The following is a 13,958-nucleotide window of genomic DNA, read 5'->3' on the forward strand; positions in this document are numbered from 1 at the left end:
ATAAAAGCACTCCTCCTTCCGTTCCGACCCGCTACGCGGGTCTCCACATCAGTCGTCGGCCCGCTCGCTCACCCTTCGGGTTCGCTCGCGGTGAGGTCGGGTAACGGCCTGCCCTCCCCCGGGTCGCGCGTCCTCGCATTCACTCGGACACGCTCCCGGCCACGACGTTCTGTATTCGGCTGCTCGTTTGCGCTACTGCATGGCGCAAACCCCAAGTCGACCCCGTGAGACGGTTCGAGTATGTACGAGGCCGTCCACGCCTACCCCGACGGACAGAGCACGGTCGCCAGGCTCGCGAAAACGGCGGCCGACTACGGCTTCGAGGGCGTGGTCGTGCGCAATCATTCCGACGCTCGAGCCGAGTACGATCCCGAGCGAATCCGCGACGAGTACGGGATCGACGTCGTCGAGGGTGTCGAGATTCGGGCCGACGATCGACAGCAGGCCAGCGGTGCCGTCGGCAACTATCGGACGTCCGAGACGATCGTCGCGGTCCACGGTGGGACGAACGCCATGAACCGGTTTGCGGTCGAACAGGCGAAAGTCGACGTGCTCGCCCACCCGATGGCCGGCGACGGCGACATCAATCACGTCCTCGTGAAAGCCGCCGTCGAGAACGGCGTCCGCCTCGAGTTCGACCTCTCGGGTGTCCTTCGGGAAAGCGGTGGGCGTCGGGTCCGAACCCTCCAGTCGTTGCGGAAGCTCCGAGAGATCGTCGAGCACTACGACGCGCCCTACGTCGTCAGCGCCGAGCCGACCTCGCATCTCGAGGTGCGAGCCCCCCGAGAACTCACGGCCCTCGGCGAGGAGATCGGCGTTACGCGAGCGTTCATCGAAGACGGGCTGGCGGAGTGGGGACGGCTGGCCGAGCGAAACCGCCACGTCCACTCCGAGTCGTTCATTGAGCCGGGCGTCGAACGGGGTAGATATGAAGAAGAGTCTTGAGGAACACGCCGCTCGGTTCGACGAGAAAGCCGGCGCGTACGACGACTCGAAATCCGAGGAGTACCACGCCTGTGCGAACCTCGTCGTCGAACACGCCGCAGCCGAGCCCGACGACACCGTCCTCGATCTCGGCACCGGGACCGGTGCGATCGCGCTCGCACTCGCCCCCGATGCCGCGCGCGTCGTCGGCCGCGATATCAGCGAGGGGATGCTCGAGCAAGCCCGGCAGAAGGCCGACGAGGCGAGCCTCGAGAACGTCGAGTTCGGCCACGGCACGTTCCGAGAACCGGACTACGAGGGGCCGGTCGACATAGTCACCACGAACTTCGCGTTCCACCACCTCTCGGACGACGAAAAACGCGAGGCGATCGACGTCATCGCCGCCCTCGAGCCCCGGAAATTCGTCCTCGGCGACGTGATGTTCTTCGGCGATCCCGACCCCGACGACCCCTTCTATACACCCGCCGTCGACGATCCGGCGACCGTCGGCACCCTCGCTGACGCTCTTACCGACGCGGGCTTCTCGCTGACGGCGGTCGAACGCGTCCACGACCAGGTGGGCGTGCTGGTCGCCGAACGGAATCCGACTGGCAGCGACGTGGCAGCCGACGAATGAAACACCTCCCGAAACACCTCCGGCCGCGCTGGCGCTATCTCGCCATCGAACTCGAGACCTGGCCGGACGAGCGGATCGGCAGGCGATCGTTCCAGCGCGAACTCTGGTATGCAGGCCAGAATCTGCTGGGCGATCCGGGTAGCGCCGACGCCGATCTCACAGTCATGCGGTTTTCCTTCGACGACGGAACGGGCGAAGCGATCGTCAGAGTCCGCCGCGGCGAGACAGAGCCTGCCCGCGCGGCACTCGCGTGTATCGACGAGATCGATAGTGCTCCCGTCGGCGTTCGCGTCCGGGGTATCAGTGGCACGATCCGTGCCGCTGAAGAAAACTATTTACGGCGACGCGGGCAAGATTCCGAAGAGAGAAACGTCGTGTTCGGGAACGAGGAGCGAGTCGCCGTCCTGCGGGACAGCGTTGGTGACGTTCGACTCGATGAGGCGTTCGCGGGCGCGACAGACCTCGATTACGATTTAGCGTGATACTATGCAGGGACAAGCCCAACAGCAGGCGTACGACCGTGGCATCACGATCTTCTCGCCCGACGGCCGACTCTACCAGGTCGAGTACGCTCGCGAGGCGGTCAAGCGAGGAACAGCCAGTATCGGCGTTCGAACGAACGACGGCGTCGTGCTGGCCGTCGACAAACGAGTCCCCTCCCCGCTGCTCGAGGACTCGAGCGTCGAGAAGATTCACAAGGCAGACGACCACGTCGGCATCGCCAGCGCGGGCCACGTCGCCGACGCCCGTCAGCTGATCGACTTCGCCCGCCGCCAGGCGCAGGTCAACCAGCTGCGCTACGGCGAACCGATCGGCGTCGAGACGCTAACCAAGGAGGTCACTGATCACATCCAGCAGTACACGCAGGTCGGCGGTGCCCGACCGTTCGGCGTCGCGCTGATCGTCGGCGGCATCGACAACGGCGAACCGCGGCTGTTCGAGACCGACCCCTCGGGGACCCCCTACGAATGGAAGGCGCTGGCCGTCGGTGCCGACCGCGGCGAACTCCAGAACTACCTCGAGGAGAACTACGACGACGAGGCCGACCTCGATGGTGGCATCCAACTCGCACTCGACGCGCTCGCGTCGGTCAACGATGGCTCCCTGCTTCCCAACGAAGTGGGGCTGGCGACCGTCGACGTCGAAACCGAGACCTTCGAACAGTTCGACAAAGATCGGATCGAGGGCTACCTCGAGGAGAACGACCTCCTCGACACCGGCGAGGACGCGACCGACGAGTAACCCCGCCTGATCCGTTTTCACGTTCGCTCACTGCTTCTCGAGTCGTCCGTCTCTCGTTTTCGCCGCGCCGCCGTCGTCTCGGCCGTGCGTCCGCATCGACAGCGGTCAGTCGTCGGGAAACACTCTTTAAATTGGCGCAGGAATCATGAGGTATGATTTCGCTCGACGAGGCGGTGACGGCGCGACTCGAGTCACACGGGGCGCGCTTCGAAGTGCTCGTAGACCCGGATGCAGCGCTGGCGATCAAACGCGACGAGTTCGAGGGCGACTTAGAGGACGTCATCGCGGCCGAGGACGTCTTCGAAAACGCCTCTCGTGGGGATCGACCGGCCGAGAGCGATCTCGAGAAGGTCTTCGATACGACGGATCCACTCGAGATCATCCCCGAGGTGATCAAGCAGGGAGAGATCCAGATTACGGCAGATCAGCGCCGCGAAATGCAAGAGCAAAAGCGCAAGCAGTTGATCGACACGATCACGCGCAACGCGGTCAACCCGCAGATGGACAACGCGCCTCACCCACCCGAACGGATCGAGAACGCCCTCGAGGAGGCTGGCTTCACCGTCGATCCGATGGAGCCGGTTCAGGCGCAGGTCGACGACGCCCTCGACGCGCTCCGTCCGGTCATTCCGATCCGGTTCGAAGAGGTCACTGTTGCGGTGCAGGTACCGGCCGACTACGCCGGCAGCGCACAGGCCCAGATCCGGCAGTTCGGCGAGTTAGAGCGCGAGGAGTGGCAAAACGACGGCTCGTGGATCGGCGTGCTGACGTTCCCGGCGGGACTGCAAAACGAGTTCTACAACGAGGTCAACGAATACACCAGCGGCGAAGCCGAAACGGAGATCATCAAGGACAAAGACGATCTGAAGACGCGATAGCGGGCTGGCCTGCAATCGCTACCCTCGTTTGAAGCCGATCAGGAAGCCACTGGTAAAGCCCGCGCCGATCGACAGCGTCGAGACGAGCGACTGAATCCACGGGGTATTCGCTGCGTGCTGAGCGTGGTCCTGCGTTCGGAGAAGCCCAGCCGAGAGACGGCTCCAGTCCACCGTGATGATGCCCTGGGACTCGAGATAGCGAAAGACCATCAGCTGGACGCCGACCATGACCGCGAGCAGCTTCGCGATCTTTTTGGCAGCAAAGCCGATGAGACCGCCGATAACGGCACCGCCCCCGAACTCGAGGCCGAGTGCGGTCGGATCGAGGTCGATCATCATCCGAACCCATTCGAGTCGGCTCCTATGACTGTTGTGATCGGGTACTGTTCGCCGGCAGTGGTCGACCGGACCCGAAACGCGGCACCCGCGAGACTGCGGCGGCTTCCACGTGTGAGCGTCGATCCACGGAACAAATCGGACGACGGGATCGGGCACTGGATTCAAGACGACTCGTCGCGTACGGGTGGGTATGAGCCACGTCCGTCCAACGGAGGTGTTCGACCGGCATCGTTAGCGTACCCGGGTCACTGCAGCAGTGTCCGTCTCGTCGACTCACCCGGCGCGTGCGGCCGATGCCGCGTCGGCTCGACGAGCCGCGGTACCCGAGCGACGATGCCCGATCACGCCCGGAGGACGCAGCTCTCTCTGCATGAACACTATCATCGTCAAACGCGTCGATTCAGGCACGCCCGACACGAGCGAGATCCGCGATCTGGCCCGGGCGGCGGGGTACACCGTCGTCGGCGAGATTACACAGTCCAGACGAGCCGATCCGGCCCTCCAGATCGGCGAGGGGAAAGCCGAGGAACTGGCCGCGTTAGTCGAGGACACCGACGCCACGACCGTCATCTTCGACAACCGGCTCGGCCCTTATCAGACGTACAACCTCGGCCAACTCCTGCCCGAAGGCGTCGAGGTCATCGATCGGTTCACCCTCATCCTCGAGATCTTCGGCCAGCGCGCACAGACGCGTAAGGCCCAGCTCCAGGTCGAACTCGCCGAGCTTCGGTACGAACTCCCGCGTGCGGAGGCCAAGACGAGCCTCGCAAAGCGCGAGGAACACCCCGGGTTCATGGGGCTGGGTGAGTACGACGAGAGCCGCGAGCAGGACATCAAAGCCCAGATCAGCCGGATCAAAGACGAACTCGAGCGGATCGAGCAGACCGAACAGCACCGCCGGGAGCGCCGGCGCGACTCGGGGTTCGATCTGGTCGCGCTGGCCGGCTACACCAACGCGGGCAAGTCGACCCTGTTGCGGCGACTCGCGAGTGATCTCGACGTGTCCGAAAACGAGGATCTCCATCCCGATCTGGACGCGACGGCCGAGTCGAAGGACAAGCTCTTCACGACCCTCGGCACGACGACCCGGCGTGCGGATATCGACCGCCGGGACGTGCTGGTGACCGACACCGTCGGGTTCATCAGCGACCTCCCCCACTGGCTGGTCGAGTCGTTCAAGTCGACGCTCGACTCTGTCTATCGGGCGGATCTGGTCTTGCTCGTCGTCGACGTCAGCGAGCCAATCGACGAGATCCACGAGAAGCTCGTGACCTCTCACGATACCCTCTACGAGCGCAACGAGGCTCCGATCGTGACCGTCCTGAACAAGATCGATCAGGTCAGCGACGAGGAACTGGCCGACAAACGCGAGGCGCTCTCGTCGCTCGCGCCGAATCCAGTCGCGGTCAGCGCCAAAGAGGGACAGCACGTCGACCGGCTGCTCGAGCGGATCGACGAGGAACTTCCCGACTGGGAGGAAGAACGCCTGTTGTTGCCGATGACCGACGACACGATGAGCGTCGTCTCGTGGCTCCACGACAACGCCCATGTCGACGACGTCACCTATGGGGACGAGGACGTCGTCGTCTCCTTCGAGGCGCGCCCCGCTGTGGTCTCACAGGCACGCTCGCGCGCGAGTGAACTGCGGACGGCCGCAGCCGAGTCGGCGTGACCGCTGCTTCCCCTGTCGACCGAGGCGATCGCTTCTCGAGCACCTCCGTCTCGAGCGGCCGGTGCTCTCTTACCGGTTCATAACACCCCGTTCAGGCACTCACTAACTGTTGCCCACGAGTACGGATTCCGGTACGCAACCCCCGTTCGACCGTTGGCGGTCAAGCAGCGAACACTGTCACGACCCCCACATATAAATCACTGACTAGAGTCACCTGAAATATGGAACGTGTTGCGATCATTGGCGCCTCGATGACCCAGTTCGGGCAACGCGAGGGCGAGTGGATCACGGACCTCCTCGCGGAGGCAGGAATCGAGTGTCTCGAGGACGCAGGTGTCGACGCCGACGACGTCGAACACCTGTACGTCTCGAATATGGCAAGCGGCGAGTTCGAGGGACAGACGGGCGTCCCGAACGCGCTGGCACACGATCTGGACGCGATCCCGGCGTACACACAACGGGTCGACCAGACGAGTTCCAGCGGCGGTGCGGGAATCTTCGCCGCCTGGCAGTCAGTCGCCAGCGGTGCCAGCGACATGACGCTGCTCGTCGGCGGCGAGAAGATGACCCACAAGACCACCGGCGAGGCCACCGACGTCATCGCGTCGTTGACCCATCCCGCCGAGTACAAAACCGGCGTCACACTGCCGTCGTTTGCCGGTTTGACGGCGCGACACTATCTCGAGCGGTTCGACGCACCCCGGGAGAGTCTCGGGAAAGTCGCCGTCAAGAACCACAAGAACGGCGTCGACAATCCGCACGCCCAGTTCCAGAAAGAAGTCGATCTCGAGACGATCCTCGAGTCGCCGATCATCGCCGATCCGTTGCGGCTGTACGACTTCTGTCCGATCACGGACGGCTCGGCGGCGCTGATGCTCTGTCCCGAGTCGGTTGCTCAGGAGTATACCGACGACTACGTCGTCATCTCGGGGATCGACGGCGCGACGGACACCCACGTCGTCCACGAGCGCGAGGATCCGACCGTAATGGGCGGCGTCGTCGAGAGCGGGAAGGGGGCCTACGAGATGAGCGGACACGGGCCCGACGACATCGACGTCGCCGAACTCCACGACATGTTCACGATTCTCGAGTTCCTCCAGATGGAGGGACTTGGCTTCGCCGAGCAGGGTGAGGCCTGGAAACTCGTCGAGGAGGGATACACCGAACGCGACGGCGAGTTGCCGATCAACACCTCGGGTGGCCTCAAATCGAAGGGCCATCCACTGGGGGCCAGCGGCGTCGCACAGGGTGTCGAGATCTACGAACAACTCATGGGCGAGGCCGGCCCGCGACAGGTCGACGCCGATGTCGGGCTGTGCTGTAACGTGGGCGGCTTTGGCAACTGTGTGATTACTACGATTATGGAGGCAGCACAATGACACTGGAAGCGACACGCTACGAGGACGGTTCGATCAGCTACCCCGGCCACCCGCGCGGTCCCGGTGGGGCGAATCCGGCGGAGACGATCGATCTCAGCGAGTACACCGCAGAAATCGTGACGTGGACGACCAGCACTGCAACGCCGCCAGGCGTCCGCGAGCCCAACCACCTCGCGATCGTCGAGTTCGACGTTGACGGTGAGTCGGTCCGTGCGATCGGCCAGCTCACCACTGGCGACGTCGAAACCGGCGACGAGGTTCAGCCGGTCCACGTCGACGAACTCCGCGAACCGGGTGCGGGCATTCGCGAACCCGAGAGCCAGGACTGGGACGGCTACCGGTTCGAACCGGTTTAAGGGCGCTCGTCTCCGTCACCGCTGTTTTCTGAGCCGTCAGTCTCGTCACTAGTGTCCGGCTCGTCTCCCGTACTGTCAGTTCCGTTCGTCTCCGCGTCCTCGGCATCCTCGGCGTCCGCGCCGTACTGATCCCGTAGCGTCTCGAGTTCGGCGTCGACGTCGACGGCCGAGTCCGAGTCGTCGCGGTTCTCGTCGGACGATTCTTCAGCGTCCCCTGGTGGCCCATCCTCGATGTCGATCGTGATCCCGGTCGCCGCCGATGGCTCAGACGCGCTCGACTGGGGGCCACGGTCGGTCGCTTCACGGAGACGCGCGTCGACGTCGTCGCGGAGCTCGCGTGCCTCCGTGAGAAGCTCGCGCGCTCCCTCGTCCGCTGGCAGGCTCCCCTCCGAGACGGCCCGGTTGAGTTCGGCCAACACCGTATCGAGCTGGGAGAGCGTCGTCTCTCGGAGTGCGCTCGCGCGATCGCTCGTCGCCTCGGCGGCTGCCGTCGTCCGATCGCGGGCCACCTCCTCGGTCCGGACGATCCGCAGGCCGCGCTGGAACGCCTCGAGCGTCCGGACGCTGGCCTCGAGGACGGCCAGCGCGGCGGGAAGCGCTACCTCGTCGGTGAGCCGTAGTACCTCGCGTGGCGTCGGCGGTCGCAGCGGCAGCTGCCGGCGTCGCCGTGGCTCGTCGAGTTCCGTGCGGAGCGCCTCGATCGTTCGCGTCAGTTCGCGAACGGCGTCGACGAGTTCGTCGTCGCGGTCGGTCATACGTGCGCTACGGCCGCCCGGCTCAAAAAGTGGGCGCTCAGACTATCAGACAACCTGATAGACAGACCGATGATCCTCGAGCGATCTGGTGTCGACGACGGTTGTCTGACAGGAACGGTACACTGGCGCCAGCGGCACGTTTGCGACCGATCCAAGCGTTTTTACCCCCACCGAACCCCTGAACTGGTGTGCGAATCGAGAACAGCTTCATTCCCGTGCGTGGCGTCGGGGAAACCACGGAACGACGCCTGTGGGAAAACGGCGTGACTCACTGGGACGAGTTCGACGGTAGCGTCGTCGGCTCGACGCTCGCGGATCGGATCGAGACGTTCATCGATGAGGGCCGGACCCACCTGCAGCGGGGCGACGTCTCCGTCTTCGCGGAGGCCTTGCCCGCCGCGAGCCGGTGGCGGTGCTACGAGAACGTCAGCGACGAGACCTGCTTTCTGGACATCGAAACGACCGGACTCAGCGCCGAGACGAACGACGTGACGACCGTCAGCCTCCACCAGGGAGGCAAGACGAAGACGTTCGTCAACGGGCGCGACCTGACGAGCGATCGCCTCGCACGCGAACTCGAGGAGGCGGCCCTGCTCGTCACCTTCAACGGCCAGCGGTTCGACGTGCCCTTCCTCGAGACGTGTTTCGACGTCGAGATCGACGTCCCCCACGTCGATCTCATGTATCCCTGTCAGAAGATCGGGCTCGATGGCGGACTGAAAACGATCGAGCAAGAGGTAGGTATCGATCGGGACATGCCCGACATCAGTGGCCGTGACGCGGTGCGCCTCTGGCGGGAGTACGAACGCGGCGACGACGGTGCCCTCGAGACCCTTGTCGAGTACAACCGCGCGGACACGGCCAATCTCGAGCCACTGATGGAACTCGTCGCTGATCGGCTTCACGAGCGCGTCTTCGAGGCTGCACTGGCCGACGAGTGAACGACTGCACCGAGAAAGAGAAACTGTGCCTGCCGGCCTTTCTTCTCTGTGATGGGTACCTCGGCGAGACGCTCGTCGACGTCCCGCTCCGCGATATCGATATCTGAGAGTGTACCTCAGAAAAAGCCGTGGTCACCCGCGGTCGGAAACCTCGACCTCACCGTCGCTCGTGACGACGACTTGGTAGCCACAGTAGGTGAATTCGACGCGGCCGGTCGGTCGCTGGCGCCCGTTCTCGCGTGTTGCAAAGAGTGCATCGAGCGCTTCAGGATTGATCACGTCGTAGAGGGCGTCGTATTCGGGTGGTTCGAGCTCGAGCGGGTCGATGCCTTCTCGCTCGGCGACGGCCGCGATTACGTCGAAACTCACTGACTGCCGGACTGCCGGTTCCGAGCGATCGACTGAGAGTAGCATTGGGCGGACTCTTACATCGATTCGGTATAAATCCTCTGGCCTCAACCAGATCCTGGACACCATTTCTGGAGAATAATCTCCATATATGTACAATAGAGCCATTATTGGGCAATAAGTATTTACTCATTTTATTGTATTCACGGGAACTAAAACTGTTTAAAAGCAGACAGTCTCCGTGCAATCACTGGTTGTAGCGACGAGAAAGCGGGATTTCATCTAGAAACGAGACGTTTCATCGAACTGTAGTAGGGTGACAGCGAGGCGAAGTCCCACTGTTTCAGGTGTGAGACGATCACTCGGCTCGCGCCTCGAGCCAGCGAACGGCCGGCGTCGCGGTGATCCCGTGGACGACGATCGAGACGACACACGCCGAGGCGTACAACACGGGCGAACTGAGCGCCGCCGAGTACGGCGAACTGGTCGTGAGCACGATCGAGTCACAGCGGTACGAACCGGATGTCGATGTCTCGCCGGAGACGTAATGCGAATTCTCCTTGCCGTCGGCCGCTGCTCCGGTGGGGGTTTGGACCCGTTCGGTCCGTCGGTTACGTCTCTGTGACATCCTCGAGCCGCCTTCGAGCCGAACACGTTCGGAACGGAGGGTTTCCCGTCTCGTCCCGTAGAACGCTCACTCATGGGATCAGATCGAACAATGACCGCCACCGACCAGCGACCGGCCACGGAGACGACAAGCGGGGAACCCGAGACGACGACCGTCACCGTCCGCTGTACCGGCCACGTCCGCGATGCCGTCGGCACCCACGAACTCGAGTTCACCTTCGAGGGCGACCGGCTTCGGGACTTCCTCGAGGCTTTCTTCGAGGAGCACGACCTCGAGGACATGCTCATCGCCGAAACCGAGGCCGAGGCCACACATAGCGGCTGGGCACCGGTGCCCGACGACTTGCCCGGTACGTGGCGCAAGAATCCGGAAGGTGATCAGACCCGGCCGTACGCGCGGGTCTGCATCAACGGCCGATTCAACGAGCATCTCGGGGGATTCGAGGCGGAACTGACCGACGACGATCGCGTCGCGCTCATCTATCCCTTCATGTTCTGCTGTTGAGCGCGACGTCACCGAGTGTCCGAACACGTTCGACTCAGAGATTACGGCCGTCGCCACCCGAGTGACGACTATGACCGAAGACGTCGCCGACGTCGAACCAGTCACGCGACGCGACCACGACGTCTCGTGGTCCGCGAACCTCGAGAAACCCGAACACGCCGCGGATCGGCGGCTGGTCGTCGAGCAGGCGAAAGACGCGATCGACGCGATGGCGGCCGGCACCCACGTCAACCTCGTCACCCACGGCGAACACGGTCTCCCCGAGACGTACCTCTGGAACGAACTCGAGGCCGCGTTCGACGAGCTGCGATTCGAATACGTCGATCAGTGTGGCTGTGGCGGCCACGTGACGCGCGTGTATCTCGACGGGTAGGCCGCTCGTGGCTCCGGGACCCGCTCTCGAGTCCTTGCAGTCGTCAGGCCGTGAGCTATGTCGCTGCGCTCGCTAGAACCGACGATGAGTACTCGAGCGAACGCGATCGACGACCCGGTCACCTGTCGGGTCTGTGAAACGAAAAACGACCACTGGTTCACGTACTGTCGACAGTGTCTCACGGAGCTTCCCATGCGACCCGATTCCAGTCGATAGTACCGGCCCCGGCGGCTCGAGACGGAATCGGTCACCGCGTGCTGGTTTCCCTCCGGAGGTATCAGTCCGCGGCGCTGCCGGCGACTGGCCCGCCACTCTCGCCGCGAACTTCGTCCGTGGTGAGGTAACACTGCGGGTCGGGCTCGAAGAGGTCGCCGGTCGCTGCGAGCGCGCGCAGCCGCGACCCGCCGCGACAGATCGACTGGTACTGACACTCCGCACACTTCCCTTTGAGATGCGCCTCGCGGTTGCGAAGCGCCTCGAGCAGCGGGTTCGACTCGTCCTCCCAGATCTCGCCGAACGGCCGGTCTCGGACGTTGCCGAGGCTGTACCCCTGCCAGAACTGCGTGAGGTGGACGTTACCCTGATAGTCGACGTCGGCGATCCGCTCGCCCGTCGGATCGCCGCCGTTTCGCTCGAGGTAGTCGTAGACTGCCTGCGCTTTCGCCTCGCCGAACTCCTCGCGGGCGTACTCGACGAGGAAGGCCGCGTCAGCGTAGTTGCCCACCAGTAGCGTCTCGATTTCCTCGCCGCGGTCGTGATACTCGAGCGTGAGATCCGCCACGCGCCGGACCGCCTCACGTTTCTCTTCGGGGGTGAGGTCGGCGTCGACGATCTCGGCCCCGCGGCCGCCGTAATCGAGGTGGTAAAAACAGAACCGATCGAGGCCTTTCTCGGCGAGCAAGTCAACGACCCCCTCGAGGTCGGGCGCGTTGGCTTCGGTGATCGTGTATCGCAGCCCAGTCTTGAGGCCGACATCGAGACAGTGCTCGATGCCGCGGACGGCGGCGTCGAACGCGCCCTCCTCGCCGCGGAACCGATCGTTCCGTTTGGGGAGGCCGTCGACCGAGATGCCGGCGTACTGGAGCCCGGCATCGCGCAACGCTGCAGCCTTCTCGCGGGTGATGAGGGTACCGTTCGAGGACAGCACCGGCCGCAGTCCCAGGTCGGCCGCGTGGGCGACGAGTTCGACCAGATCGTCGCGGACGAGCGGCTCGCCGCCGGAGAAGAGTACGACCGGCGCGCCGTAGTCGGCGAGTTGCTCGAGGAACGCCTTCCCTTCGGCGGTCGTGAACTCGCCGGTGGCGGGCTCGAGTTCCGCACCGGCATAGCAGTGCGAACAGTAGAGGTTACACCGACGAGTCGTATTCCAGACGACGACGGGTCGTCGCTGTTTCTCGTCGGTGATCTGTGGCTTCTTGGAGTCCTCGGCTGCGTCGTAGCGGAGGCCGTCACCCTCCGCGTCGAGATCACACAGGAGTTTGCTGATCGAAATCACGCGTCCCGCACCTCCGGGTTCCCGTCGGTCGCTTCGTCGATGCGCGGTTTCTCGTCCGCGTCGTTCGCGACGCCGGCCTCGTCCGTTCGGTCGTCGACCGCGTTCGTGAGCCCTCGCGTCGAGTACCGTTCGACTGCCTCGGCCGGGCAGAGCCAGAGGTCGGCGGCATCCCAGCCGAACAGGCGGGACGCGTGTTCGTGGGCTTCCGTCGCGCTCGCAGCGGCGACGCTGCCGACGTGGTGCATCGAGTCGTCCGCGTCCTCACGAACGAAGATTTCCCACTGCGGAGTCGGGTTCCCCCGTTCGTCGCTCGCGACGGGCGATCGGCGTGCGTTCTCGACCATATCGACATCTACGAGACGATACCGAAGGCCGTTCCGTCACCTCCCAGCGCGTGGGAACACCGCGGCGATCGGTCGAACATCTTCCCGTCTTCTCGAGAAGCGGGAACGACGGCCGCGTTTTCGGTCGTTCGATGCGCAGTCTCCCGTATGCGCCCCGGGACTCTCGATACGTCCGAGCGACCGTTCGTTCTCATCTGGGAACTCACTCAGGCCTGTGGCCTCGCCTGCGATCACTGCCGAGCCGACGCCAGGCCCCAACGGCACCCTGACGAACTCTCGACGGCGGAGGGGAAGGCGTTGCTCGAGGACGCAGCCGAGTTCGGTGACGGCCAGTTGGTCGTCCTCTCGGGTGGGGACCCGCTCGTCCGCGACGACGTCGCGGAACTGATCGGCCACGGCGACGATCTCGGACTCCGGATGACGATCACGCCCAGCGGGACGGGCTCGCTGACCGCCGATCGCATCGAGGCGATGGCCGACGCTGGCCTCAAGCGCATGGCTGTCAGCCTCGACGGTGCCTCGCCGGCGACCCACGACGCCTTCCGCGGCGAGAACGGCAGCTTCGAGGAGACGATCCGGGCCGTCGAGGACGCTCGGGCGGCTGGCCTGCCGGTTCAGGTCAACACCACGGTCTGCCGGCAGACCGTCGACGAACTCCCCGCTATCCGGGAGCTACTGACCGAGATCGGCGCCGTCATGTGGAGCGTGTTCTTCCTCGTGCCCGTCGGTCGCGGCCGGATCCTCGAGCCGGTCTCGCCCGAGCGAGCCGACGCGGTGATGGACTGGCTGGCCGAGGTCAGCGAGACGGAACCCTTCGGCGTGAAGACGACCGAGGCCCCACAGTACCGGCGTGTCGCGATGCAGCGCCAGGACGCCCCGGCCGACGGCGACACCGACGGATCCACACCCGATCCCGGCATCCAGCGCCGGACGGGCATCGTCGCGGGCGACGGCTTCGCGTTCGTCAGTCACACGGGCGAGGTGTTTCCCTCGGGGTTCCTCCCCGAATCCGCAGGCAACGTCCGCGAGCGGCCAGTGACAGAGATCTACCGCGAATCGCCGCTGTTCCAGTCGCTGCGCGACCGTGACCAGCTTGCGGGCAAGTGCGGGGCCTGTCCGTACCGCCACGTCTGTGGCGGCAGC

Annotated in this window: 18 protein-coding genes and 1 pseudogene; 14 read left to right on the plus strand and 5 right to left on the minus strand. The window is 64.5% G+C overall.

The genetic code is table 11. From position 1 onward, the window contains the following. Nucleotides 1–240: 240 nt before the first annotated feature. The 5 genes from ACFR99_RS14065 (at nt 241) to ACFR99_RS14085 (ending at nt 3,681) form a co-directional block, all read left to right on the plus strand. Nucleotides 241–945 (plus strand): RNase P subunit p30 family protein, encoded by a 705-nt coding sequence (locus ACFR99_RS14065; protein ID WP_390288404.1) that lies wholly within the window; start codon nt 241–243, stop codon nt 943–945. After that, nucleotides 929–1,561 carry a class I SAM-dependent methyltransferase gene (locus ACFR99_RS14070; RefSeq protein WP_390288406.1) on the plus strand — a complete coding sequence of 211 codons (633 nt, stop codon included), beginning with the start codon at nt 929–931 and terminating at the stop codon, nt 1,559–1,561. Before ACFR99_RS14065 ends, ACFR99_RS14070 begins: the two co-directional genes overlap by 17 nt. Then, nucleotides 1,558–2,043, plus strand: a complete 486-nt coding sequence (locus ACFR99_RS14075) for an Rpp14/Pop5 family protein (RefSeq protein WP_390288408.1) — start codon at nt 1,558–1,560, stop codon at nt 2,041–2,043. Before ACFR99_RS14070 ends, ACFR99_RS14075 begins: the two co-directional genes overlap by 4 nt. 4 nt (nt 2,044–2,047) lie before the next feature. After that, nucleotides 2,048–2,803: an archaeal proteasome endopeptidase complex subunit alpha gene (psmA, locus tag ACFR99_RS14080; protein WP_390288410.1), complete on the plus strand. Its 756-nt coding sequence runs from the start codon at nt 2,048–2,050 to the stop codon at nt 2,801–2,803. A 152-nt stretch (nt 2,804–2,955) separates the two neighbouring features. Continuing rightward, nucleotides 2,956–3,681, plus strand: a complete 726-nt coding sequence (locus ACFR99_RS14085; protein ID WP_390288412.1) for a ribosome assembly factor SBDS — start codon at nt 2,956–2,958, stop codon at nt 3,679–3,681. Nucleotides 3,682–3,699: 18 nt separating this feature from the next. Here ACFR99_RS14085 and ACFR99_RS14090 read toward each other — a convergent pair whose 3' ends face one another. Continuing rightward, entirely contained in the window at nt 3,700–4,017 is a 318-nt protein-coding gene (locus tag ACFR99_RS14090; RefSeq protein ID WP_390288414.1) for an FUN14 domain-containing protein, read from the minus strand. 373 nt (nt 4,018–4,390) lie between these two features. On the opposite strand from ACFR99_RS14090, the gene hflX reads away from it, so the two are divergent. From hflX to ACFR99_RS14105, 3 genes are all read left to right on the plus strand, one after another. Then, entirely contained in the window at nt 4,391–5,692 is a 1,302-nt protein-coding gene (gene hflX, locus ACFR99_RS14095) for a GTPase HflX (protein ID WP_390288416.1), read from the plus strand. A 221-nt stretch (nt 5,693–5,913) separates the two neighbouring features. Next, nucleotides 5,914–7,071, plus strand: a complete 1,158-nt coding sequence (locus ACFR99_RS14100; RefSeq protein ID WP_390288418.1) for a thiolase family protein — start codon at nt 5,914–5,916, stop codon at nt 7,069–7,071. Then, a complete protein-coding gene (locus ACFR99_RS14105) occupies nt 7,068–7,427 on the plus strand; it encodes a nucleic acid-binding protein (protein WP_390288420.1) in 360 nt (119 codons plus the stop codon). The genes ACFR99_RS14100 and ACFR99_RS14105 overlap by 4 nt, the downstream gene beginning before the upstream one ends. Here the strand turns inward: ACFR99_RS14105 and ACFR99_RS14110 are convergent. Next, complete coding sequence (locus tag ACFR99_RS14110) at nt 7,424–8,182, minus strand: DUF7547 family protein (protein WP_390288422.1); 759 nt, start codon at nt 8,180–8,182, stop codon at nt 7,424–7,426. The two genes, ACFR99_RS14105 and ACFR99_RS14110, sit on opposite strands and share 4 nt — an antisense overlap. Nucleotides 8,183–8,370: 188 nt before the next feature. Between ACFR99_RS14110 and ACFR99_RS14115 the strand changes: the two genes are divergently transcribed. Further along, nucleotides 8,371–9,123, plus strand: a complete 753-nt coding sequence (locus ACFR99_RS14115) for a ribonuclease H-like domain-containing protein (protein ID WP_390288424.1) — start codon at nt 8,371–8,373, stop codon at nt 9,121–9,123. A gap of 132 nt (nt 9,124–9,255) precedes the next feature. On the opposite strand, the gene ACFR99_RS14120 is transcribed toward ACFR99_RS14115, so the two are convergent. After that, entirely contained in the window at nt 9,256–9,537 is a 282-nt protein-coding gene (locus ACFR99_RS14120; protein ID WP_390288426.1) for a HalOD1 output domain-containing protein, read from the minus strand. 350 nt (nt 9,538–9,887) lie between these two features. On the opposite strand from ACFR99_RS14120, the pseudogene ACFR99_RS14125 reads away from it, so the two are divergent. From ACFR99_RS14125 to ACFR99_RS20390, 4 genes and pseudogenes are all read left to right on the plus strand, one after another. Next, a pseudogene (locus ACFR99_RS14125) lies at nt 9,888–10,019 on the plus strand (DUF8159 domain-containing protein); the annotation flags it as partial. A gap of 170 nt (nt 10,020–10,189) precedes the next feature. Further along, nucleotides 10,190–10,603, plus strand: coding sequence for a MoaD/ThiS family protein (locus ACFR99_RS14130; protein WP_390288428.1), 414 nt, complete (start codon nt 10,190–10,192; stop codon nt 10,601–10,603). Nucleotides 10,604–10,673: 70 nt separating this feature from the next. Then, complete coding sequence (locus tag ACFR99_RS14135; protein ID WP_390288430.1) at nt 10,674–10,976, plus strand: CGCGG family putative rSAM-modified RiPP protein; 303 nt, start codon at nt 10,674–10,676, stop codon at nt 10,974–10,976. Between the two features lie 84 nt (nt 10,977–11,060). After that, nucleotides 11,061–11,192 carry a DUF7577 domain-containing protein gene (locus tag ACFR99_RS20390; protein ID WP_465260903.1) on the plus strand — a complete coding sequence of 44 codons (132 nt, stop codon included), beginning with the start codon at nt 11,061–11,063 and terminating at the stop codon, nt 11,190–11,192. 61 nt (nt 11,193–11,253) lie between these two features. On the opposite strand, the gene ACFR99_RS14140 is transcribed toward ACFR99_RS20390, so the two are convergent. Both ACFR99_RS14140 and ACFR99_RS14145 read right to left on the minus strand, forming a co-directional pair. Further along, nucleotides 11,254–12,471: a TIGR04347 family pseudo-SAM/SPASM protein gene (locus tag ACFR99_RS14140; protein WP_390288432.1), complete on the minus strand. Its 1,218-nt coding sequence runs from the start codon at nt 12,469–12,471 to the stop codon at nt 11,254–11,256. Continuing rightward, on the minus strand, nt 12,468–12,815 hold the full coding sequence (locus ACFR99_RS14145) for an Htur_1727 family rSAM-partnered candidate RiPP (RefSeq protein ID WP_390288434.1): 348 nt from the start codon (nt 12,813–12,815) through the stop codon (nt 12,468–12,470). The genes ACFR99_RS14140 and ACFR99_RS14145 overlap by 4 nt, the downstream gene beginning before the upstream one ends. Nucleotides 12,816–12,962: 147 nt before the next feature. Between ACFR99_RS14145 and ACFR99_RS14150 the strand changes: the two genes are divergently transcribed. Beyond that, a partial coding sequence (locus tag ACFR99_RS14150) for a TIGR04053 family radical SAM/SPASM domain-containing protein (protein ID WP_390288436.1) occupies nt 12,963–13,958 on the plus strand: 996 nt, incomplete at its 3' end.

Source organism: Haloarchaeobius amylolyticus (assembly GCF_042678045.1).
GTDB classification, from domain to species: domain Archaea; phylum Halobacteriota; class Halobacteria; order Halobacteriales; family Natrialbaceae; genus Natrinema; species Natrinema amylolyticus_A.

What these genes read in the sequence shown, in the direction of transcription:
- ACFR99_RS14065 (WP_390288404.1), top strand. Translation starts at nt 241, where the DNA reads ATGTACGAGGCCGTCCACGCCTACCCCGACGGACAGAGCACGGTCGCC.
- ACFR99_RS14070 (WP_390288406.1), top strand. Translation starts at nt 929, where the DNA reads ATGAAGAAGAGTCTTGAGGAACACGCCGCTCGGTTCGACGAGAAAGCC.
- ACFR99_RS14075 (WP_390288408.1), top strand. Translation starts at nt 1,558, where the DNA reads ATGAAACACCTCCCGAAACACCTCCGGCCGCGCTGGCGCTATCTCGCC.
- psmA (WP_390288410.1), top strand. Translation starts at nt 2,048, where the DNA reads ATGCAGGGACAAGCCCAACAGCAGGCGTACGACCGTGGCATCACGATC.
- ACFR99_RS14085 (WP_390288412.1), top strand. Translation starts at nt 2,956, where the DNA reads ATGATTTCGCTCGACGAGGCGGTGACGGCGCGACTCGAGTCACACGGG.
- ACFR99_RS14090 (WP_390288414.1), bottom strand. Translation starts at nt 4,017, where the DNA reads ATGATCGACCTCGATCCGACCGCACTCGGCCTCGAGTTCGGGGGCGGT.
- hflX (WP_390288416.1), top strand. Translation starts at nt 4,391, where the DNA reads ATGAACACTATCATCGTCAAACGCGTCGATTCAGGCACGCCCGACACG.
- ACFR99_RS14100 (WP_390288418.1), top strand. Translation starts at nt 5,914, where the DNA reads ATGGAACGTGTTGCGATCATTGGCGCCTCGATGACCCAGTTCGGGCAA.
- ACFR99_RS14105 (WP_390288420.1), top strand. Translation starts at nt 7,068, where the DNA reads ATGACACTGGAAGCGACACGCTACGAGGACGGTTCGATCAGCTACCCC.
- ACFR99_RS14110 (WP_390288422.1), bottom strand. Translation starts at nt 8,182, where the DNA reads ATGACCGACCGCGACGACGAACTCGTCGACGCCGTTCGCGAACTGACG.
- ACFR99_RS14120 (WP_390288426.1), bottom strand. Translation starts at nt 9,537, where the DNA reads ATGCTACTCTCAGTCGATCGCTCGGAACCGGCAGTCCGGCAGTCAGTG.
- ACFR99_RS14130 (WP_390288428.1), top strand. Translation starts at nt 10,190, where the DNA reads ATGACCGCCACCGACCAGCGACCGGCCACGGAGACGACAAGCGGGGAA.
- ACFR99_RS14135 (WP_390288430.1), top strand. Translation starts at nt 10,674, where the DNA reads ATGACCGAAGACGTCGCCGACGTCGAACCAGTCACGCGACGCGACCAC.
- ACFR99_RS20390 (WP_465260903.1), top strand. Translation starts at nt 11,061, where the DNA reads ATGAGTACTCGAGCGAACGCGATCGACGACCCGGTCACCTGTCGGGTC.
- ACFR99_RS14145 (WP_390288434.1), bottom strand. Translation starts at nt 12,815, where the DNA reads ATGGTCGAGAACGCACGCCGATCGCCCGTCGCGAGCGACGAACGGGGG.